Below are 26,380 nucleotides of genomic sequence, written 5' to 3'. Positions count from 1 at the left end.
TTTACCAACTCCAAACAGCCAAATACATAAAAGCCACCAATATTCAATGATACGGGTGGCCTTTAACATTATGATATATTACAATGCTTTATGCGCGTCTCTTAATGCTTTAATTGCATCATGACTTGCATTAATCCCATCTTGTTGTTTTAACAAAACAGCTCTAACTTCTTCGCCAAGTTCGTTTTCCTGAAGTGCATCTCTATATGCTTTTTTAATGGCATCTTCTCCACGTTCGCATTCTGCAAGAATACTGTGGCGATCATCTCCGCCGAAAGTTGCTTTGATATCAATCCATGCTCTGTGTAAACTGCCTAAAATGGTATTTCCGGTATCAGGCTGGTCGCCAGATCTTCCTACCAAAGCGGCAAGTTCAGTTACATTTTTACGGCTATCAGAAGATAACTTATCAAACGTAGCTTTTAAGTCAATATTTTCTTCTTTTAAATCGGCAGCAGCTTTATCAAATCCATCAGCTCTGTCATTATTAATCTGTATCAGGTCATTTAATATACCAACTTTTTTTTCTTGATTTTCCATGTTTTTATATATGTAGTTTACTAGACAACATGTTTTTCTGCTACAAGGTTTTGCTTATTTTAAAAGTTTTAGGCAGAGGCCAAAATCTTTTAAAACGTAGCCGATACAAGAATATTTCATACAAAAAAGCACCTGAATAGGTGTATATAATCACTTCTCCAGGTGCTTTTTAAAAATACTAAAAGTTATTTTTTGGCTGGCGCAAGTAAACCCGGATACAATATTCCGTCGGTTTTCATATTCAGGTTTAGAATTTTGGAAATTAAGGGTGCAATATCTTCCTGCCCCATAAGCGGAATCACTGTTCCGGCTTTTATTCCATTCCCAAAGGCTACAAAACCGGTTTGAATTTCTTTAAAATCTGTTGGCAGATAGCCGTGCGTACCACCTTTTGCAGGCGCAAGTAAATCGCCTGTTGCCGATGCGCCGAAACAAAATCCTTGATTGGCGGCCAAAGCCATTGATGCAGTAGGATCGCCCTGTGCTTTTGCTATGGCATCTTTATCCAATATGTGGAACATGCGTTGCATACCTTCCGGCAGTTCTGCGAAAGCTTTTTTGATTTTATCTAATGATAATTTATCTTTCGGATCTCGCAAATGTAAAAAAGAAGAACCTCCACTTTGTTGAAAATAAGCTTTCCAGCCTTCTTTATTGGCATCATCATATAAACCCAATTTGCTTAGAATCACATTTGGTTTGAACTGTGTATGAATATCTACAAAACCATGATCACCGGTTATAATAAATGTCGTGTTTCTGGCAATTCCGGCAGCTTCTGCAGCATCTAAAATGGTTTTGATGGCCACATCTGCACCAGCAACGGCAGAACGCACTTTGTTTCCATCGCGGCCTTCTTCATGTTCAAAATGATCTGTAAGCGCAATATGCACCGCCAGAAACGCGGGTTTGTAGCGTTTTAGAATATATGCAGCCATTCTTGATTTATTCTGATCGCTGGTAAAATAATCAATGCTTGCACCATATTCTCCAAACTTTCCTATGGCATTATCTTCTACTTCCTGAAAAAGCGATTTCGGATTGGACTCTTGAAACATAGCTTTAATTTCATCGGCTTTTTCGCCTTTACCTTGTGGAAGAATAACATATTCAGGCAAATTGTAATCAATAGGCGCACCAACAGTTACAGGCCAGCTTACACCGGCGGTTTTTAAACCTGCTTCTTTTGCTGCTGTCCATATGGTTGGCACTTTTACATCTTTATAAAACCAGAACCACTTGCCAGAAATACCCAAAGGCTCTACAGGTGTATTGTAGTAAATACCATGTTTTGCAGGCAAAACTCCACTTACAATTGTGGTATGTGATGGATAAGTTACCGTTGGAAAGCTGCCACGAACACCTTCTGCATACGAGCCTTTTTGCATGCCCTGCCGTACGTTAACCATTCCCCATTGCGGATCGAGGTAAAATTCTGGTCGTAAACCATCCACACTAATCAGCACAACGTGGTTCTCTTGGGCGTTTGCATCCCCAAAAGAAAGGCAAAACAAACCCATTAAGGCAAATATCTTCTTCATCTTTTTTTGATGCGAAGGTATTTACAGCACATGCCTTTAAGGTTTTCTGCATGTTAAGAAAATATAAAGGCAAGTAAAAATTTGGTTGGAATTGCCAGGATTTCGGGCATAAAAAAACGGTGTTTATCACAAAATAAACACCGCTCTCTATAAATTATTTTTGCTTACAACACAATACTATCTACCGCTTTATCTAAAGCTGTTGCCTGCAAATCCGGAACAGCAAAACCTTCTGCAGTTACTACAGTTACATCTGTAATACCGATAAAACCCAAAATGGTTTTTACGTAAGGTGTAACAAAATCATAAGCTGCAGCAGGACCAGAACTGTAAACGCCACCAGTTGCAACAGCGATATATGCTTTTTTACCTGTTAATAAACCTACCGGACCTTCTGAAGTATATTTGAACGTGATACCAGCACGTGCGATATGATCAAACCATGATTTCAGAACAGATGGAATTGAGAAATTGTACATTGGCGCACCAATAACCAAAACATCTGCGTCCATAATCTGACGAATGGCTTCGCTAGAATGTTTGATCGCTTCTTTGTTTGCTTCTGTATGTTGTTCAATCGGCGTAAAAAATGCATTCAAATGAGCTTCTTCAAGATGCGGAAATGGAGATTTTGTCAAATCCTTGGTTTCTACAGCTGCTGCAGGATCCTGCTCCTTTAGCTTATCTATAATCGCATTTGCCAGTTTAATACTGTTTGATGCTTCGCCACGCGGGCTTGAAATGATATTTAATATTTTGGACATCGTTTTAAATTTTATGTTTGCTAAGGTATAAGCTTATTTTTTTCACCAGATTGATCTATGTTAATAAAACGCATGCCTACAAGTACAATTACCTGATGTTAAAACTTAATATGCATTAACCATTCTTTATCAATATGATGTGCTATCTTTAAAAGATATGTACTGGTATGAAGAAGACATTAAACAGCTGGAGCGCACACAACTCAAAAACAGGCACAATCCCGGAATCGTGTTTTACGGCAGTTCATCCATCCGGCTTTGGACAAGCTTACAAGAAGATTTTAAAGAAAAAAAGGTAACCAATCTGGGTTTTGGCGGCTCTACGCTTGCTGCCTGTGTTTGGTTTTTTGAACGGATTATGACGGATCTTTATCCGGAAAAATTAATCATTTATGCCGGAGATAATGATTTGGGCGATGGCAGAAACCCTGAAGAAATTTTTATCTTTTTTCAGCAACTGATGGTTAAAGTGAATCAAAAATATGAACACCTCCCCTGCTACTTTATTTCGTTGAAACCGAGTTTGGTACGCTGGCACATGGCAGATCAGTTTAAATACACCAATAACCTGATTGAAAGTGAAATTATCCGGCTGAATGGTAACTGGAAATTTATAGATGTATTTTCAAAAATGCTGGACAAATCCCGCATGCCAAATCCCTCATATTATGGAGAAGATGGTTTACATTTAAGTGCAGAAGGATACCGCCTTTGGGCAGAAATTGTGTCGCAAAAAATAGGGAATCATTAATCTTTTATTAATGCATAGATAACATCCGCTCATTAATTTCCAAAAAAGATCTGCCGGCATGAACAGGGAATATCACAAATGGTTCAGTACTACTTTACAGCGGGATATGGAATTGCTGGTTTTTGGCCACGATGGCCGCGCAGTTTTATTTTTTCCAACACGTATGGCTCGCTTTTTTGACTATGAAAACTGGGGCATTATCCAATCTTTGAGCACGCAAATTGAAGCCGGAGACATTCAGGTTTTTTGTGTAGACAGTATAGATGGCGAGAGCTTTTACAACGAATCGGTTTTTCCGTCGGTTAGAATAAACCGTCATTTGCAATATGAAAAATACATTCTGGATGAAGTAATCCCGTTAATCAAACGCATGAACCCGAATGATTATATTGAAACTGCCGGCTGCAGCATGGGCGCTTACCATGCCATTAACATCGCTTTGCGCCATCCATGGCAATTCAAAAAAGCAGTTGGCATTAGCGGGCGATATGATTTAACAAATGCGCAGGGCGATTTTAAAGATCTGTTAAATGGTTTTCGAAATGATGAAGTGTATTTTAATATGCCCGCACAATTTATGGCCAATTTAGACGACAACAGTTTTTTAGAAGCTCTAAAAAAAATGGAAATTATTTTGGCTGTAGGTGAAACTGATCCTTTCCTGCATGTTAATCAACAGCTAAGTCATATTTTGTGGTCTAAGCAAATCCCTAACCATTTCTACACGTGGGAAAGCAATGCCCACAGGCCACATTACTGGCGAAAAATGGCACCATTGTATATTTAAGCGCAACAATTGCAATCTGTAATAACCAGTCCTAATTACAGAATGCAGATTAACAATAACTTAACAAATACAGAACATTGAATGCACCTCTTTTGCGGTAATTTAGGCTGGCGGATATCGTGATCCGGCCCATAACAAATACCGTATGTCATCTCTTTGTACCACCCTTCCCTTTTTAGGGAATATAGATCTAAGCACGCCTTTATTAATTGTTTTTTTGGTTTGCATTGTTGCAGTAGTTGGTTTTGAATTTGTAAATGGTTTTCATGATACTGCTAACGCTGTAGCAACCGTTATCTATACTAAAGCGCTAAAACCAATTGTTGCCATTCCATGGTCAGGTTTCTGGAATTTTATGGGCGTATTTACTGGCGGTATTGCGGTTGCCATGGGCATTCTTAAACTCGTACCGCTTGATGCTTTAATGAGCTTACCTATTGGCGTTGGCGCTTGTATGGTTTTAGCTGTTCTCCTCGCCTCGATTGCATGGAATTTAGGTACCTGGTACTTTGGTATCCCATGTTCCAGCTCGCATACTATGATTGGTGCAATGATTGGCGCCGGACTTGCATTTACCTGGTACTACGGTGGCAAAGGTGTAAACTGGGGCAAAGCTGAAGAAATTGGACTCTCTTTAATCCTTTCGCCAATTATTGGTTTCGGATTGGCCGTTGCACTAATGTATTTCTTAAAACACATTGTAAAATACCACGCTTTATTTCACATACCACAAGGCGAAAATGATCGGCCGCCATTGTTAATCCGTGGTTTACTGATATTGACTTGTACCTTGGTCAGTTTTTTTCACGGCAGTAACGACGGACAAAAAGGTGTTGGTTTAATGATGCTGATTCTGATTGCTTTTTTACCGGCAAGATTTGCCTTAAATCATTCCATCCCGAATGAAACGGTAACCAAAGATTTGTATCAGGTTGAGCAGGTGATTAAAAAAACGAATTTCACATCCGGAAGCCAACATTTAGATGTTAATATGCTGCTACAAAAAATAGATAAAGCACGATACCACCTGGCATTAAAAAGCGATCAGGATAAAGAAAATACCTACGCCTTCCGTAAACAAATTGAAGAAATTACAAAAGATGTTAAAGCATTAAAAACTGAACCTTCTGCTAAATTCAGCAAGGCCGATGAAAAAATCCTTTCCGATGGTGTAAACAATTTATCTAAACTGGTAGAATTTGCGCCAATTTGGGTAATCTTAACGATTTCTGTAGCCTTAGGTTTGGGCACTATGATTGGTTGGAAAAGAATTGTTGTAACTATAGGCGAAAAAATAGGAAATGAACATTTAAATTATGCACAGGGTGCAACTTCAGAAATTGTTGCTGCATCTACAATCGGTTTAAGTACAGCTTTCGGATTGCCGGTAAGTACAACGCATGTTTTATCCAGCGGAATTGCCGGTGCAATGGTGGCATCAGGAGGTACAAAAAACCTGAACAACAATACATTAAAAAACATTGGCCTGGCCTGGGTTCTGACCTTACCAGTATCTATTGCACTTTCTATTGCATTGTTTATGTTTTTTCACCTATTCATTTAATCTATTCGCTAAATTTACCTTATTTACCAGGAAATGAAACAGATACTCGTTGCAACAGATTTTTCAATAAGCGCCGGCAATGCATTTGCTTACGCGCTTGCAATGGCTAAAATCCTTAAAATGGAAGTTGTGGCCATTCATGCCATCCATCCAACAGAAGGCATAAACAACAGTACATACAATGCCATTTTCATTGAGTCTTATTATGACAACAAAAAAGCCGCTTTAGAACAGTGGGCGAAGAATATACAAACGCAACAAAATCTGGACGACATTCATGTACATACGTTATGTGATGTTGGTTTCCTTAAAAATGTTATTGCCAAATACACTGCAGAAAATTCTGTAGAATTGCTGGTTATGGGACTTACAGGATCTACCGGTATTACTGGAATTGTTGGCAGTAACTCCAGTATGGCCGTTACCAAATTGAGGATGCCTACGTTGTTTGTGCCGCTGGGCAGCAGTTTTACGGTTGCACCAATTATTACACTCGCTACAGATTATGAGACCAAATTGTCGCATAGCGATGTTAATGCATTAAAGGAATTGCTGATGGCTGTAGAAACCAAAAAAATGCAGGTACTTTATGTGGCAGAAAAATCGGATGAAATCCACATTCAAACCGGAGAAAAAAGGATACGGGAATTGTTGCCCAATGCAGAATTGGAATTTAATTACATCCGCGCAAATAGTACACCAAATGGTATTATAGATTTCATCAACAACAACCATACAGATATTTTATGCTTGGTAAAACACCAGCACAATATATTATATCGTTTATTTACCAGCAGCACGGTAAACCATGTTATGAATAAAACGGTAAAAGCAATTTTGGTTTTACACGAGTAAAAAAACATAAATGTGCCGCAACACCTAAACAGAGTTGTGGCACATCAATACGTTCTTGGTTGGTTTTTTAGAAGAATCTTCTATTTGGCATCGTCAACACCTTGCTGACCGTTCTTAAATTCCTTTACGCCTTTCCCAAGCCCTTTCATCAATTCCGGAATTTTCTTTCCTCCAAACAGCAAAAGAACTGCCACCACCAATATAATTACTTCCGGGCCACCAAGTAAGGCAGCAATTGTTGTGTTTACCATTTCGATTCTAATTTTACTTAAACTTACGCATAATACTGAGATTTGGTTTTAGCCAACAAAGTTGTTGCATCAAAAGCGGCTACATTAAAAGTAGATTTGGTTAAGTATTAATCATCTAAAATGGTCAATTTTGTTTAATGCTAAGTGCTGTTCCAGTAATTTTTAACGATATTGTTTTATGCCCAACACCATGCCATTACGTTTTAAAAGCATTGCAGATTTCCATCGCTTTAGGGGTTTACCTAAACCTGCCCATCCGCTGATTAGCGTTTTTAACGTAGAGCAGATTAAATACCTGCAACTTGATGAACCTGTTAGCCTAATGTTCGATTTTTATGCAATTGCCTTAAAAAGACATTTTAATATCAAGATGAAATATGGTCAGCAATCTTACGATTTTGATGAGGGATTAATGACGTTCATGTCTCCAGGGCAGATTTTCGGAATAGAATTTAATCCGGCAGAACGTTTGAAACAATCCGGTTGGATGTTATTTATCCATCCAGATTTTTTGTGGAATACGGCGCTGGCTACACAAATCAAAAAGTATGAATATTTTGATTATGCTGTAAATGAAGCACTTCATTTATCCGAAAAGGAAGAAGAAACCATTATTTCATTGATGCAAAACATTGATCAGGAATACCGTTCTAATATGGATACATTTAGTCAAAGTGTAATTATCGCGCAGATAGAACTTCTGCTCACCTATTCAGAAAGGTTTTACCACCGCCAGTTTATTACCCGTAAAATAAGCAACCATCAAATTTTGCATCGATTGGAAAAACTGCTTTCCGATCATTTTAGTCAAATCACTTTAACTGCTGAGGGTTTGCCAACGGTACAACAAGTTGCCAATCAATTGAACGTTTCGCCCAATTATCTGAGTGGTTTACTTAAAATGCTTACAGGTAAAAGTACACAACAGCACATACACGATAAACTGATTGAAACGGCCAAACAACAACTTAGTTCAACCAGTTTATCGGTTAGCGAAATTGCGTATCAACTGGGTTTTGAACATCCTCAATCTTTCAGTAAACTATTCAAGACTAAAACAAATCTATCTCCTATAGATTTCAGGGAATCTTTTGGTTGATTTATTGGCGGACGAAAAGGTACTCAATGCCATTAAAATAAAATCTCCCCGATTATAAAGATGAGATAAAACGCGTAAAAACCTCAACAAAATATACTCAAATTATAGTATTGTAAATACAAAAACACGGCCTTAACTTTGTTATTACTAGTCAATTATTTCGTTCTCGTTATGGCAACAAATAACAACATTGGGCTCATCATCGTATTCCTTTTGGTGATGTTTATCTTTCGCCCAAAAAATAATGATCAATTTGCCGCAAGTGATTTAAACGGAACCTGGCGTCGGAGCGATGGTTTAATGCTGAATATTCTTGGCATTGGTACTATTGTGGAAGGCGGAGATGCCATTTTATCAGCGGTAAATGATGATGAAGGAAAAAATACTTCTGCAATAATCTTCAAACTCAAAAACCTGAAACACCAAAGCGGAAACCTCTGGAAAGGAAATTCTATTGAAGCAAAAGAAGGCAAGCAAAAAGAAACTGTATTCTTTGAGATGAGTGAAGATAGAAAGTCTTTCAAATCTCAGGGTTATACCTATAAAAAGAAAAGCATCTGATCATGTTTCTGCGGTTTATCTGTTTAGGATTTTGACAGGTAAAAGGCATAAAAACGAAAAAAGCTACTCAAATGAGTAGCTTTTTTCGTTTGGCGGAAAGCGAGGGATTCGAACCCCCGGACCTGTTACAGTCAACAGTTTTCAAGACTGCCGCATTCGACCACTCTGCCAGCTTTCCGGAGGCAAAAGTAGTAATGTGGCGGCAATAACCAAACTTTAATTTGCTTTAAAACCATATTCTCTTCCAACTCATAGATTGTCAGGCAGAAAAAATTCTACAAACGGATTCATTTTTGTCAAACTTTAGATTTTTGGTCAAGAAATCGGTATGGTTTCAGTTTCCCCAGCCAAACTTTAAACGGGCAAGTCCGCTTGCGTTGCTTGTCGTTAACATGATATTTGCGCCTTCTCCGCTTTTAATCTGCATACTGTAGCTGTCGCCATCTCGCAAACCTGGCCAATAAACACTTGAAATCTGACTGTTCCGGAAAACATTTGTGGATCCTACAATATAAGCGATTTCGTTATCGCTGGCTGCACTTCCGCCATAATTTTTTCCGGTTGTCATGGCAGCACCAAACTCTGTAACCACAGTTCTGGAAGCATAAGCGCCAAAACGTACACGCCAATTGGTTTCCCATTCTGTTTGTGTACGCGTATTCCAAAAGGCATAATTGTGAAGCGCCAGCAAACAACCATCAAAACGTTTATCTGCACCCACACCAGTCACATCTTCAGAATATCCGGTTCCACCTAGTAAAATCCGGCCTTTTGGTATGCCAGGAAATTTAATTAAAAACTGTACATACACATCAGACAGTTCTGAAAGTGTGTAACCATAAGGCTCATTAAATACTTCAAAATAAACGTTAGATTGGTTTCCATATTTATCCGTCAAGATTTTCCACATTTGCCAGAAAGCCGCGAGATCATCAATTTTTCCATCTTTTTTAGATGTCCCTTCCCAACAAGCCAGAATGACTTTGAGGTTTTTTGCCAATGCCTGATCAATCACCGCCTGATAACTGTTCCACCAGGATTCTGTTACACTTGGCGGGTTTACAGGCAAACGAACCGCGTTTACGCCTTTCATATTTGCTAAAAAACCGCTGTAAATGGCATTCGCTTTCGCAGCGGCGGCGGTATAATCATCGCCGGCGGTTAAACCCGACGGAATTACCCATCCATCTACAAAATTATCCCGTGCATCTGCCCAGTTTACTCCAGAAATGGCTACGGGTTGCACAACCGGATCTGTTGATGCTGGTGTAATTTCTTGCGCTGTTTTACTACAACCAAAATATACAAGGGCCAGCAAAGCCGCTACAAAAATTTGAATACGCTTCATTTGCATTTCTTTTCATCGACATACAGAATCGTTAAATTCCTTTTACCTGTATACAAAAACACCGGAACGATTTCCCGCTCCGGTGTTGATTGATTATTTTTTTATTTCTGTTACCTGATCCAGAATAGCTTTGTCTAAACTGGTTAAAATGTTTTGATCATTTTTAATCAATTCCAAAACCACCACTTCATTTTCGCCTTTGCGTAACCATTCTGCCGGAAGGTATAAGGTTTGTTGCGGGCCAATACTCCAATATTTACCCAAATTGTGGCCATTTACCCAAACCATTCCTTTGCCCCATTTACGCATATCCAAATAAGTGTCTTTTGCATCAGAAAGTGTAAATTTCCCACTTTTCAATACTGGTCCATCCAAATTATTTGAGGTATTTACAAGCTGTTCTTTTTTAACAGCAGTAAACGGAAGCGAAAACATTGTCCAGTTTTTCAATGCTTTGCCATCAAAATGCACGGCGCCCAATATTCCTTTTTTGTTGTGTAATAAATTTGGGCCGAAATTGATTCTGCCCATGTTTTCAACAAAAATATCAAGCGTTGCTTCTCCTGCCGGGACGTTTACAGTCAAATTGTCCTGACCAAGCCTGCGATCCAAAACACCTTGTTTCTTCCCGTTGATATATACAATACCATAATCGCGCAGACTATCAATTTTAAGGATTGCCTTTTTGCCGCCACTAATTTTTGTTCGGTAAAGCACGTAACCGTAAGCTTGGTTTAAATCTTCAAAACTTAGTGGATCGATGTTCTTTTTTCCGTTGCCAAGATGCGACATTACTGCTGCCGATTGGTTTAACGTTATTGCAGGCAATATTGCAGATGGTTTTGCTGCAGGTACTTCCGGAAGGTTTTGCCCTGCCGGAAGGTATTTTTGAATAACCGACCTGAAAGCCATAAACTTTTCTGTTGCATTACCTGCTTCATCAAGAGGTGCATTGTAATCGTAACTGCTGGTTTGTGGTTCAAAAGGAATGCTATCTCTAAAATTTGCGCCGTTCATAAAATCGCGGGTACTGCCGCCGTGAAACATATACATGTTAATGGAAATTCCTGCTGCTAAAACCAAATCCAATTTACCTGTATATTGTGCAGACGGAACTTTGTGATGTGGCGTTCCCCACCAATCAAACCATGCAGGATACCATTCTGCAATAAAAAATGGCCCTTTTCCTTCGTTTAAATTTTTAATAATAGACTTAACTTTGGCCGGGTTGTCTTGTCCGTTTATCGCAGGCATTAATCCTTTAAGGTGTCCTTTTTCTATATCTTTTTCCGGATCGCAAGTGTAGAGTAATCCATCAAAACCAGCATCTACAAACATCTTCCTATTGGTTTCCAAATACGCTTTATCCTTGCCGTAAGATCCATATTCATTTTCTACCTGCACCATAATGACATTGCCGCCGTGGTTTACCTGCAATGGCGCAAGTTGTTTACCCACTTCATTAATGTATTTGCGGTATTCATCCAGATATTGTTTTTCCTCGCTCCGTACGACTAAACCTTTTTCATTTTGCAACCAATATGGATAACCGCCAAATTCCCATTCTGCACAAACGTACGGGCTTGGGCGAAGAACCACCCAAAGGCCTTCTTCTTTGGCAATGCGCACAAACTCTGCAATGTCATTATTTCCTGAAAAATCAAATTTACCTTTCTCTGGCTCGTGTACATTCCAGAAAACATAAGTACCAATGGTATTTAAACCCATTGCTTTTGCCATTTGCATGCGGTGGCGCCAGGCCTCGCGCGGAACACGCGGATAATGCAATTCGCCTGAGATGATTTGAAAAGGCTTTCCATCCAATAAAAAGGTGCTGTCGCCTAATGCAAAAGTATGTTCTCCGCTGCTTTTATTTTTACAGGCAGAAAAAGTGATAAGTAAAATAACGGCTACTGAAAAAAGGTTTCTGTATAATTTCATTTGGAGTTTTGATTTTAATAGGTTTTTGTAAGGCTGTTAATTCAGATCGGCAATAATGGTTGTAACCGATTCTTCAGGCAGGATCAATTCAGAAAGTTTAGCTACAGATGGGGTAAGTGATGCAGTTGCTGATGTGGTATACAGCTGAACCTGATTTTTTACCGCTTCTAAACCTTCCAGAACAAAATTTGCTTTTGTTTTTCGATAGTTAACCACTACCGTGATGATTTTCTTTTTGTGAACATAACTGCTCACATACAAATCCTGATCATTTACTGCATTGACTTTTAAACGTTTACTACCTTCAGGAATAAATCTGCTGTAATTTCCAAAAGCCCAAAGCAATTTACTTTCATATACTTCGCCATCTTTCTGGTTGTCATCAATATACACCAAGCCATCTTTATAATCGCCGGAAGAAATGGCCAGCCACCATTGCCAGGAAGTTGCATTGGCATAAGTAATATCATGATGAATTAACTTTGCGATGAACAGTGCAGTAACCATACCCAAATCGCGGCCGCCGCCTTGAAGTAAACTATCGCCCAATACACAATACTCAGACATCCAGAAACGTAAATCTTTAACTTTAGAAACTTCTGATGCTACAGATTGGCGAATATTGATGGCTCTTGCTTCCGGACTTGTCGTAAAATAACTGTGGCCAGAAATGCTGTGGTCTACATTGCTTAGATTTCCGATGTAGCCTGCAGAGGTTGGATTGAAGAAATAGGAAACCTGCTGGCTTTTTGAACTGTCTTTATGTGTGCTCAAATAATCTAACTGCCCAGCTTCTGCAATCTGAATTTTGGTTTTAAGGTTTTGGGTTTTAAGTGTCTGACTTAAATTTTTTACCAGTGCAGAAATCTGTTCGTTATCATAAGGACAGCCTTCCTGATTGCCTTCATTCCATTTCCACTGCGGCTCATTTATCGGACTTAAATATTCGAGCTCTACGCCCGATTTATTTTTTATGATTTGAATGGTTTTCGCCAGATCATTAGAAAAACCCTGTACTTTACTAAAGTCCAGATTCCCTTTCCCATCAGACGAAAATGCTTTATTGTTGAGCGTAAAATTAACATGCGGACTATTTACAAAACCGAGAAAATGTTTAACACCACGGCTTTTAGCCGCATTAAAAAACCACATCTGGCCAGGCATTGCGCGCTCATCATACTGTCCGTTTAGTTTTAAAAAAGATTGTTGTCTGCGCCATTCACTTTTAATGCCACTTTCTTTTCCTTGTTCGCTGCTACCGCCGCCAATACTAAAGCGCCAGAAATTTAAGCCGATACCGATCGGTTTTCCATCTTTATCTAGTTTTTTACTAAAAAGGAGATCGGCCATTTTATTGCGTTTTGCATCTGGCCAAAGGCCTGCAAACTGGCATGTCCAAGCATCAGAAGCACCAAATCCTTCGATCGTTTGCATCGGATTTTTCAGATCTATTGTAACTTTTACCGTTTGGCTTTCTTGTGCATTTAGCGCAGTTGCGCTGCAAAAAGAGAGCAGAACAAGTACCTTTAATGCCCGCGAGAATGTATTCATATCTGTTTAAACTTTAAAAGCGGAGGTAGAAAATGCTACCTCCGAAATGAGATTAATATCCTGTATTTTGCTCTAGCTTGCCACCAGAAGCCAAAATTTCTGACCGAGGGATAGGCAACCAATAATGTTTGGTTTGGAATAAGCGGCCATCAAGTGCAACTTTGGCTTCGTATGTAAAGTTGTTTCCGGTTTTGGTAATGATTACACCTCCGGCTGCTTTATTTTCAGTAACATCGGCAATTTTCCAACGGCGTACATCATAGAAACGATGCTCTTCAAAAGCCAGTTCTACTCTGCGCTCGTAACGGATTGCATCGCGCATTTGCGACTGACTTAAACCTGTAGCAAGCGCTGGCATGTTTACATCTGGCCTTGCACGCACTAAATTTACTGCTGCTCTTGCCGTTAAAGTTGAACCTGCAGGTACCGCATCCGGCCCATAGGCTTCATTTGCCGCTTCGGCAAAGTTTAATAAAACCTCTGCATAACGCATGTAAATCCACGGTTGCAATCCGGCAACATCCCAAGGGTTATCTATCGGATTGGCATCATCCATAAATTTCTTCATGTAATAGCCCGTTTTGGTCGTATTCCAGTTGGAATTTCCGTCTTTACTGTCTTTTCCTCCCGGGATAAATGTTTCGATATTGCGGTCTCTGTATGCAACGCCATTGTACAAAACAGTAAATCCGAATCGCGGATCGCGGTTTACATAAGGTTTTGTGGCATCATAACCAGAAGTTGGATCGGTGATGGCCTTTCCATTATTCATTTCATAATCATCAACCAGATTCTGCAATGGTGTGTTTCCGGCCCAACCGCCATAACCGTTTGGTCCGTTTGCAATTTCCATACAAACATGACGTGCACCAATAGCAAATAACCTTTCGAAAATCATCTCGTTGGTTTCATTGGTGGTAAACAGTTTATTGTATCCGCCGGTGTAAATACCATATTTGTTTAAACTGATTACGGCTTGCGCTGCAGTTGCGGCATCGGCCCAGGTACCTGTTGCATAAAGCGGACTCGCAGAATACAAAGCCAATCTTGCTTTTAATGCCAATGCTGCACCTTTTGTAGCACGACCTAAAAGCCAGGTACCACTATTATTTAGCGGAAGTAAATTGGCGGCATCTGTTAGTTGTGCCAAAGTATAATCTACACTTTCTTTTAATGTTGCGCGTTTGAAGAGCGATTCATCTTGTAAATTATCGGTTAACTGAGTGACTTTATCGTTGATTAGTACCACGCGGCCATAATTGCGAATAAGATCGTGGTAGCGGTAAGCGCGGATAAATTTCAGTTCGCCTTCAATCAGTTTTTTATGTCCGGCACTCATATTCAGATTCGGAAGAATACTTAATGCATAATTGCACTCGCGGATGCCACGATAGCTTCTCGCCCAGAAAGAACCTGTACTGCCCAGGTTATCCGGAGAAATCTGACCGCGTTGTATCAACCAGCTTCCGTCATCATTATTGTAAATAGATTCATCAGTATAAGAACTCATCATACTGTATTCAAAAGCACGGCCAAAACCAGGGTTTGAACCTTCGGCTTCTTTGTCTTGGAGTTTGGGCCCAATGTAGCGGTTAAGTACATAAGCTTCGTAAATGGTGGTATCACTTTCTACCGCAGTTGTAGAAATCCGATCGGTGGGTTCTACATCCAAAAAATCCTTTTTGCAGGATGAAAATATCATGGCTGCACCAAGTGTTATATATAAAGGTTTTAAAAATCTTTTCATTGGGTTAAAATTTAACGTTCGCGCCTATATTGATAATTCTTTGTTGCGGATAAAATTGGCCGCTGCTGCTATCACCTTCCGGATCGTAATCTTTTACTTTGGTAATGGTAAACAGGTTAAATGCGTTTGCATATAATCTTAAACCCGAAATTTTAATCTTTGAAAGCAATTCTTTCTTAAAATTATAACCCAGTTCTACGTTTTTCAATCTGAGGAAAGAAGCATCGTTTAACCAGAATGTACTGTTGTATGCACCACCGCTAATGGCATTTGATGCACGCTCGCTTACTCTTGGAAATGTGCCCGCATTGTTTGTCGGACTAAATCTGTTATCTGCCCAGGTGCTGTAAAAGTTACCTACGCTTCCGGATTCCGGAAGAACATACTGGCTTACTTTTGCCTGCCCGGCAAAAAGAACGGATACATCAAACTGTTTATATGCGGCGTTTAAACTAAATCCGTAAGTAATTTGCGGGATATTGCCATATTTTGTACGGGTCTGATCTTTATAATCAATTACACCATCGCCGTTATAATCCAGATATTTTAAATCGCCAACTTTTGCGCCGGTAACATGTGGATAAGCATCCAACTCTTGTTGTGTACGGAAAATTCCGATTGAATTATACAATTGATAAGTGCCTAAAGGCCCGCCGGTAATGCGTTGATAATCTAATGTACCAATGGCTTCATCTACATAAACAATTTTACTTTTTGCATAAGTGATATTTCCTGAAGCGCCCCAGCTAAAATTCTCCCCTGCGTGGCTGTAACCTAAAGTACCTTCAAAGCCTGCGCTGTTGATACGTCCGATATTTTCTGCCGGTACCAATGGATCTGATCCATATGGATTTACAATACCCGATGTTGCCGGAATAGATGCATTTCTGGTCATCAGGATATCGCTGCGTTTTTGCTGGAAGTAAATCGCCTCAAAAGTGAAGTTTTTAAGGAAGGTTGCATTAATACCCAAATCCAGTTTTTTTGCTGCTTCCCAGGTAATGTTTGGATTGGCCAGTTTAACCAGATTTAAGTTCGGCTGGATAATATTTGCTCCGCTACCTGGATTACTGCCTACAAAACCATTATTTACCAGAGTATAATTGTCAAAATACTGGAAAGCATTAATTAAATCGCTACCCAACGATCCGTATGAAGCTCTGATTTTTAAATCGTCAAAAAACTTCACATTATCGCCAAACCATCTTTCTTTACTGATTCTCCATGCTGCTGAAGCAGATGGGAAATATCCGAAACGTACACTTGCCGGGAAAAGCGATGAACCATCTGCACGCAACTGACCTTCAAAAATATATCGCTCATCAAAGTTGTAGTTCAATTTTGCCAAATAACTCCTACGGGTATAATTTGTGCTGTAACCAGAATTTCTGTAATCTGTAGCTGCAGTTCCACCTTGTGAAAGCTCTGGCAACGTTGTGGCAATAAAATTGAAACGTTGTGCATCAAAAAATTCGTATTTATTTGAACTTTGCTCATAACCTACAAATGCATTGATACTGTGTTTGCCAAAACGTTTATCGTAGTTCAGTTTAATATTGGTTGTAAGTAAACTTTGATTGCTGTGCGATTCATATAACGTTGCTTTGCCATTACTACCGCCAACAATTACCGCATTGTATGCTCCAGAGACCTGATCGTAATTGTACAAATTGTATGGTTTACTGAAGTTTTTGCTAAACGCGAAAGTTTTATCAACAGAGAAAAATCCATCAAGCGATAAACCATCAACACCCGGAATCTGATAACTTCCCCTCAAAATGGCATTTAAAACCTGTGTTGGGTTTTTTACGGTTCCGCCTGCATCTGTAACCTGAACTGCCGGGTTGCTGTTCTCAATTCCGGTTGTTGGCAAACCATTAGGATAAAATGCAGAAACAATTGGTTTTGCACGATATATTGATCTGAAAATGCCGCCGGCACCCGCCTGAGGAAATGTTCTGTCTTCTTCCCTACCGGATAATGCCAAACCAACTTTTAAACGCTTTGAAATGTTCGCATCAATATTGGAGCGGAAATTATACTGATTGTATTTAGTTGCTCCATTTTTGTAAATCGCATCCTGATAAAGCTTTCCGATAGACACAAAATATTTGACATCTTCGGTTCCGCCATTAATGGATAAACTGTGTTGATTCTGAAGTGCTGTGCTTTTTAGCGTTTCTTTAATCCAATCGGTATTTGGGTACAATAACGGATCAGACCCATCTCTGAATTTTTGGATTTGCGCCGAAGTATATGCTTGGTTTAAACCGCCTGCAGGATTAGAATCGAAATTAATTTCGTTCATAATCTCTGCATATGTTGCTGCATCTGCCATTTTCGGCAAACGGGTTGGCGAGCTGAAACCTTGATTAAAACTGTAACTGATGGTTGGTTTGCCCAACTTCCCTTTCTTAGTTGTAATCAAAATTACACCATTGGCCGCGCGGTTACCGTAAATTGCTGCAGAAGCATCTTTTAATACAGAAATACTTTCCACATCATTTGGATCTATACGTTCCAAACCGCCAAGCTGCCCCGGAATACCATCTACAACAATCAATGCACTATTGTTCGTGTTGGTAGACATTCCGCGAATTAAAATTCCTGAACCATCATAACCAGGCTCGCCACCACGGTTGTTAATAACTACACCAGAGAAACGACCAGCTAATGAATTGGATAAATTCGGCTGCGGGCTTTTCACTAAATCTGCACCCTTAACCTGCGATACAGAACCTGCCAGTGTGGCTTTTTTTTGTGTTCCATATCCTACAACAACCAATTCATCCAGCGATTTTGAATCAGAACTCAATTTAATGTTAATGGTATTTTTGCCGTCGGTAGCCATTTCTGAAGTATTGTAGCCTATATAACTGAAGACTAAAACCGAATTTCCATTTGGCGCTTTTATGCTGTATTTTCCTTTTGCATCTGTTACCGTAACGCGGTTTGTACCTTTTACCGTAACACTAACGCCCGGAATAGGACCGCCGGTTTCGTCTGTAACGGTACCCGTAACAGTAACGTCTTGTGCTAAACGGATGGTTGGGAATGAATTTGAGACTTCATTTGCCCTGGCATTTTGCGCACACAGTACGAAAGCATTGGCGAGTGTTAACACCACCAGGCCACGCTTCGCCTGAACACAAAATGACATTGAAGCATTCTGTAAAACTTTTCTCATTGTTGATTTAATTTGGTTAATATTCATTGCTTAACTCCAGACGGGAAGGCAAATTGAATGGTTCAATTGTGGCCGCGCAGAAAGAGATAGCAAACGCTAAATTGAGTGAAATGTATGGGAAATTAAAGGGGCAAATAGCCAATATTAGAGGGGTAAACAAACATTTTTACATACAGAAACCGTGTTTAAAAGCAATTTATACTGTTTTTAATTTTCCAGCTCCTAATATGTACTAAACCTTAACTTTCTTAATTTCCGGATCTAGTGTATGCTTGTGTAAAAAGGTTATCCTGTATTTTTTAATATAATCTGATGGGTTCATTTCAAACACTTTGAAAAACTGTTCTCTAAAGTATTTGATGTCATTCATCCCTACCATGTACATGGTTTGTAGAATCGTGTTATCGGTATTGATGAAAATTTCTGCGGCTTTACGTAAGCGGATGAAACGGATAAAACTGTTAGACGAATGACCGGAAATGGATTTAATTTTATTGAACAGATTGGACCTGGACATGCCAATCTGATCGGCCAGAATTTTGATGTTAAAATTCGGATCTTCTATATTTTCTTCTACAACGCGAATGCAGTTCAGCAGAAAATCTTTATACTCTGGCGATATTTTCGCCTTACTTGGGTTTAGTGTAATCTCGCCATAGAAATATTTCTGCAAGCTGTTTTTACTTTTCAGAATACTCGCAATACGCGCAACCAGCAGTTCTTTATCAAAAGGTTTACTAATGTAATCGTCTGCACCGCTTTCTATTCCCTTTAATTTTATTTCTGCCGATGTACTCGCCGTAAGCAGCACAATCGGGATGTGGCAAAGTGCGGGATCATCTTTTACCAAACTGCACAATTCAATTCCGCCCATACGCTGCATCATTACATCGCTGATAACTACATCTGGCAACAACTCGCGGATAATCACCAAACCTTCCTCACCATCTGCTGCAGATAAAATTTCATATTTATCCAGAAATACTTCGGTTAAATAATCACTGATTTCCTGATTGTCATCAATAATTAAAATTGTTTTCTTTTCCGAATTGAGAATAGTTTCCAGCGGTTTACTCTTTTTAGCATCGCGTTTTTTCGGGATGGGTTGTTCATCAAAAAGTTCTTCTAAAAATACAGAACTCCGCTCCGGATCCTGGATAATCTGCCCGGATTTAATATGCTCCATACCTTTGAGAAGCTTGATTTGAAAAGCGGAACCGCCAGAAAGTGCAGGTTTACACTCAATTGAACCGCCATGCATTTCGATAAAATTTTTTACCAGATATAAGCCGATACCGAAACCTCCGCCAGAAACTTTACTTAAATCTGTACCTTGATAAAACCGGTTAAAGATCTTTTCTCTGGCATCATCCGGAATACCGCAGCCATTATCTGTAATATTAATTTCTACCTGATGCTTATGCTCGGTAATCTCAAAAGTAATTTTTCCGCCATTTGGCGTAAATTTGAATGCGTTTGAAAGCAGGTTGAAAATGGATATTTCGAGCTTCTCGCGGTCGGCATATATATCTAAAGATTCATCCGGCGCAATAAAATCGTATTCAATATTTTTTGTTCTGGCCTGGTGACTAAAACACAGAAATACTTCTTTACATAAATTAATCACATTTAAACTGCCGGCTTTTAAAGTATCTGCCTGTACATCCGCTTTGCGGAACAACAACAACTGATCTACCAGGCTAAGCAACCTTTTGGCATTTCTATATACTATATGTAAACTGCTGGTATCTATATTTTTATCGTTCTCATACAACAATTCTTTTACCGGATTGATAATGAGCGTTAGCGGCGTTCTGAATTCATGCGAAATATTGGTAAAAAACGAAAGTTTTTTCTCATTTAGTTCTTTCTCTTTTTCGCTTTCCAGGTTTGCAATCTGCACCTTGTATTGCAAGGCTTTTTGCTTGTCTCGATAAAGAACAAATACATAAATGGCAGCAACCGTAGAAATGGTATACATTAAATATGCCCACCAGGTTAAATACCATGGCGGACGAATTATGATGGTAATTTTTCTGCCTTTACTATTCCAAAGTCCGTCATTGTTAGATGCTTTTACCCAAAACTCGTACGTGCCGGGGTTTAAGTTGGTGTATGTTGCTTTGCGTTGCCGGCCAACATAGTTCCATTTTTTATCAAAACCCACCAATTTATAGGCGTATTGATTTTTCCACGAATAGGTATAGTTAAGGCCAACAAATTCTATTGAAAATACACTTTCATCATACCGTAAATGCACATTTTGTGCGGTATTCAGGTTTTCCGTTAACGGACTGTTTTTACCCGCAGTGATAGATTTGTTAAACAATTGAAAATCGGTAAGGTAAACCGGGGGCGCAAGCGGATTAAATTTTATAGATTTTGGATTAAAGGAGAGGTAACCTTTAGCGCCTGCCAAAAAAATCTGGTTCTCAAACTTGCATATCGCAGCGTTTACGAACAATCCATCTGCCTCATCAAAATTCCTGACTTGTTTATTTACCGGATTAAAAACCGAAGCTCCGGTTTCTGTTCTTACCCAAAGATTGCCAGAAAAATCTTCGGTTATTTCATTAAAAACATTACTTGCAAAGCCATTTCTTCTGGTAAAAATCTCGAAATTATTGTTTTCCGCATGGTATTGGTTTAAACCGTCTGGTGTACATACCCAAATGCGCTGTTTGCTGTCTACAAAAATATCGCGGATAATGTTGCTGCTTAAACCGGAGTTATTTCGATCTGTTGCTTGTATAGATTGGAAGCGATTTGTTTTCCGGTCGAAAATATTGATGCCGCCGCCGTATGTACCGATCCAGATTTTTCCATCCGGCGCTTTCGCCAAACAATACGCGTGGTTATTGCTTATGGAATTTGGATTATTACTTTGGTTGTAATAATGTGCAAAGCGATTGGTATTGCTGTCGTAAATTTTTAAACCTGCGTCTGTAGCCAGCATATAAATACTTGGATCAACTTCCAGAATATCCCGAAAAACATCTTCGTTAAATAAACTTCCGATGGCAGAATGGTGATAATGATGTGAAAAAGTATTGTTTTGAGGATTGTACCGGTCAAATCCATTTTCTGTTAATATCCAGAGTACGCCTTTTCCATCAAAATAAAGTTTATTAATATCATTACTGGTCAAGCTATTTTGGTTGGCTGTTTTGGTAAATTTTGTTTGTTTGCCGGTTTTCTGTTCTATTTTAAACAGACCATTATTGGTGGCAATCCAGACAAATTGATCGTCAGCAACCACGCTTTTTACTTCGCGGGCGGCAAGGTTAAGTGCAGACAACTGAAATTTGTATTGCTTACGGTCTATTTTTTGAAGGCCATTTCTGGAGTTGACCCAAACAATTCCGTTTTTATCCTGATAAGAATCGCCGAAGGCGTAATTTTGTATACCATTTAATTTCTCCCAGCTCTGTTCTTTTAGGTTATACCAGAAAAAACCATTGTTTCCTCCAATAAGAAACCTATCAGAATTTACTTGCATAATGCTAAAAACTGCAGTGTTCTCGCGATCAGGAATAAGAACTTTTGTAAATGTTTCGCGTTGTGGATCGAATTTAAACAAACCACTCCAATACGTTCCAACCCAAATATTACCATCACTTCCATATTCTAGTGCCCAAACATCGTTTGGATTTTTAGCATTTGCAGGATGTGCCTGCTGAAAATTTTCAAAACGTTTAGATTGGTAGTCGAATTTATTTAAACCACCACTCCAGTTCCCCAACCAAAGGTTTCCGGATTGATCTTCTACAATAGAATTAACAGATTTACCTACCATTGCGGTTTTAGATTTTGCATTGGGGCGGTAAACGTCAAAGTACTTTTGTTTAGTCAAATATTCATTAAAACCATCATCTGTACCCACCCAAATGCGCCCTTTAGAGTCGCAATACAAAGACCATACTTTGTTATTGCTTAAAGAACGAGGATTTTTATCGGCGTGGTAAAAGCGCGTAACGGTTTCAGAAAGTGGATCAAAAAGATTTAATCCATCCATTGTCGCAATCCAGATTTTCCCCGATCGATCTTGCATCAATGCATTTATATAATTGTTAGTAATCGAGCTGCTATCGCCCGGAACATTTACAAAGGTCTTGAAACTATACCCATCAAATCGGCACAAGCCATTTTCTGTACCAACCCAAATGAAACCGCGTTTATCTTGTATGGTACTGGTGGTATTTTTAGACGGCAAACCTTCATTTATGGTGTAGGTTTTGAAACCGAAATTTGGCGTAACTGCCCACTGTTCATCAAACTGTTGCGCCTTCCCTATCGAAACCAAAATGGTTAAAAGGAGAATACACCAAAAGAATCTGATTGGGAACATGAATTAGTTATTATTTGGTTATGTACAACACTTTGTTAGTTGAAGCATTGTTTCGCTAAGATAACGGATTTCTGGTGCTTGCTGATAGGAATTTCTGATTTTAATATCTCCTGACGATACAGATTATACAAATGCGCATTACACCAGTAATTTATCTTTCGCGTTAAACAAAACTAAGTATTAAACGTCATTTCAACAATTAATAATTTTGAACAGAATTTTTTTCAACAGAGTGACAGTTTTGCCTGTATGGCAAAGCATGCTTCAGGAAGCATCAAAACCCTGTTAAACAAAAAAAAGAGAACGTCTGCGGGACATCCTCTTTATTGATTTATAAATAAAATAGGCGTGTAGTTGTAGACCGAAAAGATCAGATCTGGTTAGATCATTTTCGACTTTCTGCACTATTTTTTCGCAGTTTTAGGGCCGAGTGTTAAAAACATCCGTTTCCCTTCCAACTTAGGTAAAAGTTCAACCTTTCCTACTTCTTCTAATGCCTGTGCAAATTTTAACAGTAAAATTTCTCCCCGCTCTTTATACACAATTGCACGTCCTTTGAAATGTACAAACGCACGCACTTTTTCGCCGCTTTTTAAGAAATCAATTGCATGCTTCAACTTAAACTGAAAATCATGATCATCGGTATTCGGGCCAAATCTAATGTCTTTAATAACGGTCTGTTTGGCTTTTGCCTTAATTTCCTTTTGTTTTTTTTTCTGTTCGTAAAGAAATTTGCTGTAATCTACAACTCTGCAAACCGGCGGTTGTGCATTTGGCGAAATCTCTACAAGGTCGAGTCCTTGTTCTGCAGCCAATTCTAAGGCTTTTGTTAAAGGATAAACGTCTGACTCTACGTTTTCCCCAACGATACGTACCTCTGGCGAGATAATAAATTCGTTGATTTTGTGTTCTGCTTCTTTTTTCTTGAAGGGCATCCGTGGCCCTCTATAAAATCCTGCTCTTTTTAATGCCAAATTTGATAAAATTTTAGTGAATGATAAATGGACTGATTGTCCGTTAATTAACGATAACTTCTAATATAAGCAATTTTATCGCGTTTTGTTCAATTAAATTGCATGATGACTTTAATGTTAGATTTAATTTAAGTTTAACTCGGAGCTATTTCTTACTTTCCCAATTGCGGATAAAGGCAGCAATCTGGTTGACCATATCGGCAAGATTCTTTGGTTCTAAATGATGAAAAGCGTGGTCGGCACCTTTAAAAACAACTAAGTTGTGGAATGCCACCATCAGCCAATATCTCCGAAAGTTCTTTTGATTGTGCAAGTGGAACAACTTCACCTATATTGCCATGCACGATCAACGTCGCTACGCCTCTTTTTTTCGCATATGTTAATGGAGAATATTTAATGCCGTAACGGAACAAGGTATTGCGGCCTGCAGAGTCTTTTAGTCCGAAAGTGTCTTTGATCTTGGATTGGCAAAGATGATAGGATTCTCTGGCTTAAAAGTCTTATAAAGTGATATCAGAAACCCTGGCGCTTCCACTCTGAAGAGTTTGTTCATATCTGTTGGACCAAAGATGTCTACTACATAGTTCATGCGTGATGAATAATTGACAAGTGCTGCATTCACACTAAAATCCGTAAAATTTCTACCAAAAGTGGATTACTCAGGTTCAGGCGCTGACTTCGGAGCGGTACTTTTAAGTACAGTAGTGCCAAGTAATCCAGCAATTATAGAAGCAATGAGTATTCCGTATTTAGCCTTTTCTACGAAAGCATCATCTGTGAAAGCCAAACCACTGATAAACATAGACATGGTAAAACCAATACCACCGAGAAAAGCGACTCCGATGATATGTTTCCAGGTAGCGCCATTCGGGAGCGTTGCAAACCCAAAATAAACCATAAAAAAGGTAAACAACAAGATACCGATAAATTTTCCAAGAACTAGACCTAAGGTTACGCCAAGTGATACCGGATTCATCAGTGCAGAAAAAAAATCTGCCCCGATAACAATTCCAGAATTAGATAAAGCAAAAAGAGGCATTACCAGAAATGCAACCCAAGGATGTAAGCTATGTTCTATTTTTTGTAAAGGCGTTTCTGCCGCATCACTTAAAATTTTAACCTGTTGTAAAGTGCGGTGTTGTTGTGGAGTTTTAAGCGAACTGCTACTTGGTTTTTCGTTTTCAAAATCTACGATAAGCTTTTTCACTTTATCCGAATAAAATAATTCATCCACACGTGTCTTTGCTGGGATTGTAAAAGCCACCAATACCCCGGCTATAGTTGCATGAACTCCAGAAAAAAGGAAACCCGCCCATACACAGATTCCAAGTATAAGATAGAAAATTGTACTGCGTATGCCCAGAAGATTACCAATCAATAAAATGACCAGAAAAATACCCGCTATAGCCAATGCCATGAAGTTGACACTTGCCGTATAAAAAAAAGCGATCACCAATACGGCTCCGAGGTCGTCTGCGACAGCCAATGCCGACAGAAACACTTTTACGGATGAGGGAATGTGTTTCCCTGCCATAGACAAAAGCGCCAGGGCAAAAGCAATATCGGTTGCCATTGGGATTCCCCAACCATTAACAGAATCGTGACCAATATTTAGAATGAGGTAAATTGCTGCAGGAACAAGCATTCCGCCCAGTGCGGCTGTCATTGGCAAGATTGATTTTTTGAATGAAGAAAGTTCGCCATCCATAAATTCTCTTTTTAATTCCAAACCAATCACAAAGAAAAACAAGGCCATTAAGCCATCGTTAATCCAGATATGCAATGGATGATCCAGTATATGTTCTCCAAAACCAACAGAAAGCTTGGTTTCCCACAGATGATGAAAAGCATCAACATAACTGGAGTTTGCCCAAACTATTGCCACAACAACACTAATTAGCAGAACAATTCCACTCGTATATTCAAGATGGATAAACCGGTTTACTGGTGCAATAATTTTCTCAATGGGAGTCTTTTTCGGTGTAATCATTAGTCGGTATTTGCAATTTTTTTAAAGGTAATCATTTCGTTTAATGCCTCCAGATAAATGTAGGATTTGATTTAAACAGCCTGTATCATTCTATTTGTTTAAAATGCAATCTTTAAGTTATCAAAGCTACGAGCAAGTACTAAATACGGATCAAAATTTCGCTATCTATCGAAATATGTTATTATAAAATATAAAAATGCCTGAAAAGTCAACAAAATCCCACATTCTGAATAACACTACCATTTTAGAGACTTTTTTGCCGAATTTTTTCTATATTAGAAACATTCAAGCACCAATAAACCAGAATGTTATGAAAAATATCCTACTATTCCTGCTTGTAAGTCTTTTTTCGGCTATCGCGATATTCATTTCCACAAAATTAGCAGATCCGGAGTTGGGCTATGCAACTGCAGCCATCTTTTGGGGATTTTATATTTGGCTCACTTTGGCAAAAGGTTTGGGAACACGTACGAGTTCTTAAATTCGCTGTTTCTAGCGCTAAATCAAACAGGATATTCCCAACAATTATTTATCATATAAATTTGGAAAACTTCTTCTAAAGTTATACTTTTTGGCCTTAA

20 protein-coding genes and 1 tRNA gene are annotated in these 26,380 nt (G+C 39.0%); 7 read left to right on the top strand and 14 right to left on the bottom strand.

Annotated elements, in window-relative coordinates; all coding sequences use genetic code 11:
* Positions 1 to 78: 78 nt before the first annotated feature.
* From ACJVDH_RS02510 to ACJVDH_RS02500, 3 genes are all read right to left on the bottom strand, one after another.
* Entirely contained in the window at positions 79 to 540 is a 462-nt protein-coding gene (locus ACJVDH_RS02510; RefSeq protein WP_443945998.1) for a PA2169 family four-helix-bundle protein, read from the bottom strand.
* A 185-nt stretch (positions 541 to 725) separates the two neighbouring features.
* Positions 726 to 2,081 (bottom strand): alkaline phosphatase family protein, encoded by a 1,356-nt coding sequence (locus ACJVDH_RS02505; protein WP_443945997.1) that lies wholly within the window; start codon positions 2,079 to 2,081, stop codon positions 726 to 728.
* A gap of 164 nt (positions 2,082 to 2,245) precedes the next feature.
* Entirely contained in the window at positions 2,246 to 2,845 is a 600-nt protein-coding gene (locus ACJVDH_RS02500) for an FMN-dependent NADH-azoreductase (protein ID WP_443945996.1), read from the bottom strand.
* A 157-nt stretch (positions 2,846 to 3,002) separates the two neighbouring features.
* Between ACJVDH_RS02500 and ACJVDH_RS02495 the strand changes: the two genes are divergently transcribed.
* The 4 genes from ACJVDH_RS02495 (at position 3,003) to ACJVDH_RS02480 (ending at position 6,802) form a co-directional block, all read left to right on the top strand.
* Positions 3,003 to 3,596: a GDSL-type esterase/lipase family protein gene (locus ACJVDH_RS02495; RefSeq protein WP_443945995.1), complete on the top strand. Its 594-nt coding sequence runs from the start codon at positions 3,003 to 3,005 to the stop codon at positions 3,594 to 3,596.
* Between the two features lie 58 nt (positions 3,597 to 3,654).
* Positions 3,655 to 4,383 carry an esterase family protein gene (locus ACJVDH_RS02490; protein ID WP_443945994.1) on the top strand — a complete coding sequence of 243 codons (729 nt, stop codon included), beginning with the start codon at positions 3,655 to 3,657 and terminating at the stop codon, positions 4,381 to 4,383.
* 145 nt (positions 4,384 to 4,528) lie between these two features.
* Positions 4,529 to 5,947, top strand: a complete 1,419-nt coding sequence (locus ACJVDH_RS02485; RefSeq protein ID WP_443945993.1) for an inorganic phosphate transporter — start codon at positions 4,529 to 4,531, stop codon at positions 5,945 to 5,947.
* Between the two features lie 33 nt (positions 5,948 to 5,980).
* Positions 5,981 to 6,802, top strand: coding sequence for a universal stress protein (locus tag ACJVDH_RS02480; RefSeq protein ID WP_443945992.1), 822 nt, complete (start codon positions 5,981 to 5,983; stop codon positions 6,800 to 6,802).
* Positions 6,803 to 6,882: 80 nt separating this feature from the next.
* Here ACJVDH_RS02480 and ACJVDH_RS02475 read toward each other — a convergent pair whose 3' ends face one another.
* On the bottom strand, positions 6,883 to 7,053 hold the full coding sequence (locus ACJVDH_RS02475; RefSeq protein WP_443945991.1) for a Sec-independent protein translocase subunit TatA/TatB: 171 nt from the start codon (positions 7,051 to 7,053) through the stop codon (positions 6,883 to 6,885).
* A 190-nt stretch (positions 7,054 to 7,243) separates the two neighbouring features.
* On the opposite strand from ACJVDH_RS02475, the gene ACJVDH_RS02470 reads away from it, so the two are divergent.
* Together ACJVDH_RS02470 and ACJVDH_RS02465 are read left to right on the top strand one after the other, a co-directional pair.
* Positions 7,244 to 8,152, top strand: a complete 909-nt coding sequence (locus ACJVDH_RS02470) for a helix-turn-helix domain-containing protein (protein WP_443945990.1) — start codon at positions 7,244 to 7,246, stop codon at positions 8,150 to 8,152.
* 171 nt (positions 8,153 to 8,323) lie between these two features.
* Positions 8,324 to 8,713, top strand: coding sequence for a hypothetical protein (locus ACJVDH_RS02465; protein WP_443945989.1), 390 nt, complete (start codon positions 8,324 to 8,326; stop codon positions 8,711 to 8,713).
* 90 nt (positions 8,714 to 8,803) lie between these two features.
* Here ACJVDH_RS02465 and ACJVDH_RS02460 read toward each other — a convergent pair.
* From ACJVDH_RS02460 to nhaA, 10 genes are all read right to left on the bottom strand, one after another.
* Positions 8,804 to 8,891: transfer RNA gene (locus tag ACJVDH_RS02460), tRNA-Ser, on the bottom strand.
* 156 nt (positions 8,892 to 9,047) lie between these two features.
* Complete coding sequence (locus ACJVDH_RS02455) at positions 9,048 to 10,061, bottom strand: cellulase family glycosylhydrolase (protein WP_443945988.1); 1,014 nt, start codon at positions 10,059 to 10,061, stop codon at positions 9,048 to 9,050.
* A 93-nt stretch (positions 10,062 to 10,154) separates the two neighbouring features.
* On the bottom strand, positions 10,155 to 12,002 hold the full coding sequence (locus ACJVDH_RS02450; RefSeq protein WP_443945987.1) for a beta-galactosidase: 1,848 nt from the start codon (positions 12,000 to 12,002) through the stop codon (positions 10,155 to 10,157).
* 36 nt (positions 12,003 to 12,038) lie between these two features.
* Positions 12,039 to 13,553, bottom strand: coding sequence for a glycoside hydrolase (locus ACJVDH_RS02445; protein ID WP_443945986.1), 1,515 nt, complete (start codon positions 13,551 to 13,553; stop codon positions 12,039 to 12,041).
* Positions 13,554 to 13,605: 52 nt separating this feature from the next.
* Positions 13,606 to 15,300 carry a RagB/SusD family nutrient uptake outer membrane protein gene (locus tag ACJVDH_RS02440; RefSeq protein WP_443945985.1) on the bottom strand — a complete coding sequence of 565 codons (1,695 nt, stop codon included), beginning with the start codon at positions 15,298 to 15,300 and terminating at the stop codon, positions 13,606 to 13,608.
* A gap of 4 nt (positions 15,301 to 15,304) precedes the next feature.
* Positions 15,305 to 18,487, bottom strand: a complete 3,183-nt coding sequence (locus tag ACJVDH_RS02435) for a SusC/RagA family TonB-linked outer membrane protein (RefSeq protein WP_443945984.1) — start codon at positions 18,485 to 18,487, stop codon at positions 15,305 to 15,307.
* A 232-nt stretch (positions 18,488 to 18,719) separates the two neighbouring features.
* Positions 18,720 to 22,835, bottom strand: a complete 4,116-nt coding sequence (locus ACJVDH_RS02430; RefSeq protein ID WP_443945983.1) for a hybrid sensor histidine kinase/response regulator transcription factor — start codon at positions 22,833 to 22,835, stop codon at positions 18,720 to 18,722.
* Between the two features lie 404 nt (positions 22,836 to 23,239).
* The gene (gene infC, locus ACJVDH_RS02425) at positions 23,240 to 23,809 is read right to left on the bottom strand and encodes a translation initiation factor IF-3 (protein ID WP_443945982.1); all 570 of its coding nucleotides are present in this window, start codon (positions 23,807 to 23,809) and stop codon (positions 23,240 to 23,242) included.
* Positions 23,810 to 24,054: 245 nt separating this feature from the next.
* Complete coding sequence (locus tag ACJVDH_RS02420; RefSeq protein WP_443945981.1) at positions 24,055 to 24,222, bottom strand: hypothetical protein; 168 nt, start codon at positions 24,220 to 24,222, stop codon at positions 24,055 to 24,057.
* Between the two features lie 242 nt (positions 24,223 to 24,464).
* A complete protein-coding gene (gene nhaA, locus ACJVDH_RS02415; RefSeq protein WP_443945980.1) occupies positions 24,465 to 25,799 on the bottom strand; it encodes a Na+/H+ antiporter NhaA in 1,335 nt (444 codons plus the stop codon).
* Positions 25,800 to 26,109: 310 nt separating this feature from the next.
* Between nhaA and ACJVDH_RS02410 the strand changes: the two genes are divergently transcribed.
* A complete protein-coding gene (locus tag ACJVDH_RS02410) occupies positions 26,110 to 26,280 on the top strand; it encodes a hypothetical protein (RefSeq protein ID WP_443945979.1) in 171 nt (56 codons plus the stop codon).
* Positions 26,281 to 26,380 lie beyond the last annotated feature (100 nt).

The organism is Pedobacter terrestris, assembly GCF_052343045.1.
In the GTDB taxonomy this organism is placed as follows: Bacteria; Bacteroidota; Bacteroidia; order Sphingobacteriales; family Sphingobacteriaceae; genus Pedobacter.
The sequence above is the reverse complement of the archived record's forward strand: the minus strand, read 5'-3'. Positions and strand labels throughout refer to the sequence as shown.

Bases quoted from the DNA above. Each gene is read 5' to 3' on its own strand.
- ACJVDH_RS02445 (WP_443945986.1), bottom strand. From the start codon at position 13,553: ATGAATACATTCTCGCGGGCATTAAAGGTACTTGTTCTGCTCTCTTTT.
- ACJVDH_RS02505 (WP_443945997.1), bottom strand. From the start codon at position 2,081: ATGAAGAAGATATTTGCCTTAATGGGTTTGTTTTGCCTTTCTTTTGGG.
- nhaA (WP_443945980.1), bottom strand. From the start codon at position 25,799: ATGATTACACCGAAAAAGACTCCCATTGAGAAAATTATTGCACCAGTA.
- ACJVDH_RS02490 (WP_443945994.1), top strand. From the start codon at position 3,655: ATGAACAGGGAATATCACAAATGGTTCAGTACTACTTTACAGCGGGAT.
- ACJVDH_RS02510 (WP_443945998.1), bottom strand. From the start codon at position 540: ATGGAAAATCAAGAAAAAAAAGTTGGTATATTAAATGACCTGATACAG.
- ACJVDH_RS02465 (WP_443945989.1), top strand. From the start codon at position 8,324: ATGGCAACAAATAACAACATTGGGCTCATCATCGTATTCCTTTTGGTG.
- ACJVDH_RS02410 (WP_443945979.1), top strand. From the start codon at position 26,110: ATGAAAAATATCCTACTATTCCTGCTTGTAAGTCTTTTTTCGGCTATC.
- ACJVDH_RS02475 (WP_443945991.1), bottom strand. From the start codon at position 7,053: ATGGTAAACACAACAATTGCTGCCTTACTTGGTGGCCCGGAAGTAATT.
- ACJVDH_RS02440 (WP_443945985.1), bottom strand. From the start codon at position 15,300: ATGAAAAGATTTTTAAAACCTTTATATATAACACTTGGTGCAGCCATG.
- ACJVDH_RS02455 (WP_443945988.1), bottom strand. From the start codon at position 10,061: ATGAAGCGTATTCAAATTTTTGTAGCGGCTTTGCTGGCCCTTGTATAT.
- ACJVDH_RS02435 (WP_443945984.1), bottom strand. From the start codon at position 18,487: ATGAGAAAAGTTTTACAGAATGCTTCAATGTCATTTTGTGTTCAGGCG.
- ACJVDH_RS02430 (WP_443945983.1), bottom strand. From the start codon at position 22,835: ATGTTCCCAATCAGATTCTTTTGGTGTATTCTCCTTTTAACCATTTTG.
- ACJVDH_RS02450 (WP_443945987.1), bottom strand. From the start codon at position 12,002: ATGAAATTATACAGAAACCTTTTTTCAGTAGCCGTTATTTTACTTATC.
- ACJVDH_RS02495 (WP_443945995.1), top strand. From the start codon at position 3,003: ATGTACTGGTATGAAGAAGACATTAAACAGCTGGAGCGCACACAACTC.
- ACJVDH_RS02485 (WP_443945993.1), top strand. From the start codon at position 4,529: ATGTCATCTCTTTGTACCACCCTTCCCTTTTTAGGGAATATAGATCTA.
- ACJVDH_RS02470 (WP_443945990.1), top strand. From the start codon at position 7,244: ATGCCATTACGTTTTAAAAGCATTGCAGATTTCCATCGCTTTAGGGGT.
- ACJVDH_RS02480 (WP_443945992.1), top strand. From the start codon at position 5,981: ATGAAACAGATACTCGTTGCAACAGATTTTTCAATAAGCGCCGGCAAT.
- ACJVDH_RS02500 (WP_443945996.1), bottom strand. From the start codon at position 2,845: ATGTCCAAAATATTAAATATCATTTCAAGCCCGCGTGGCGAAGCATCA.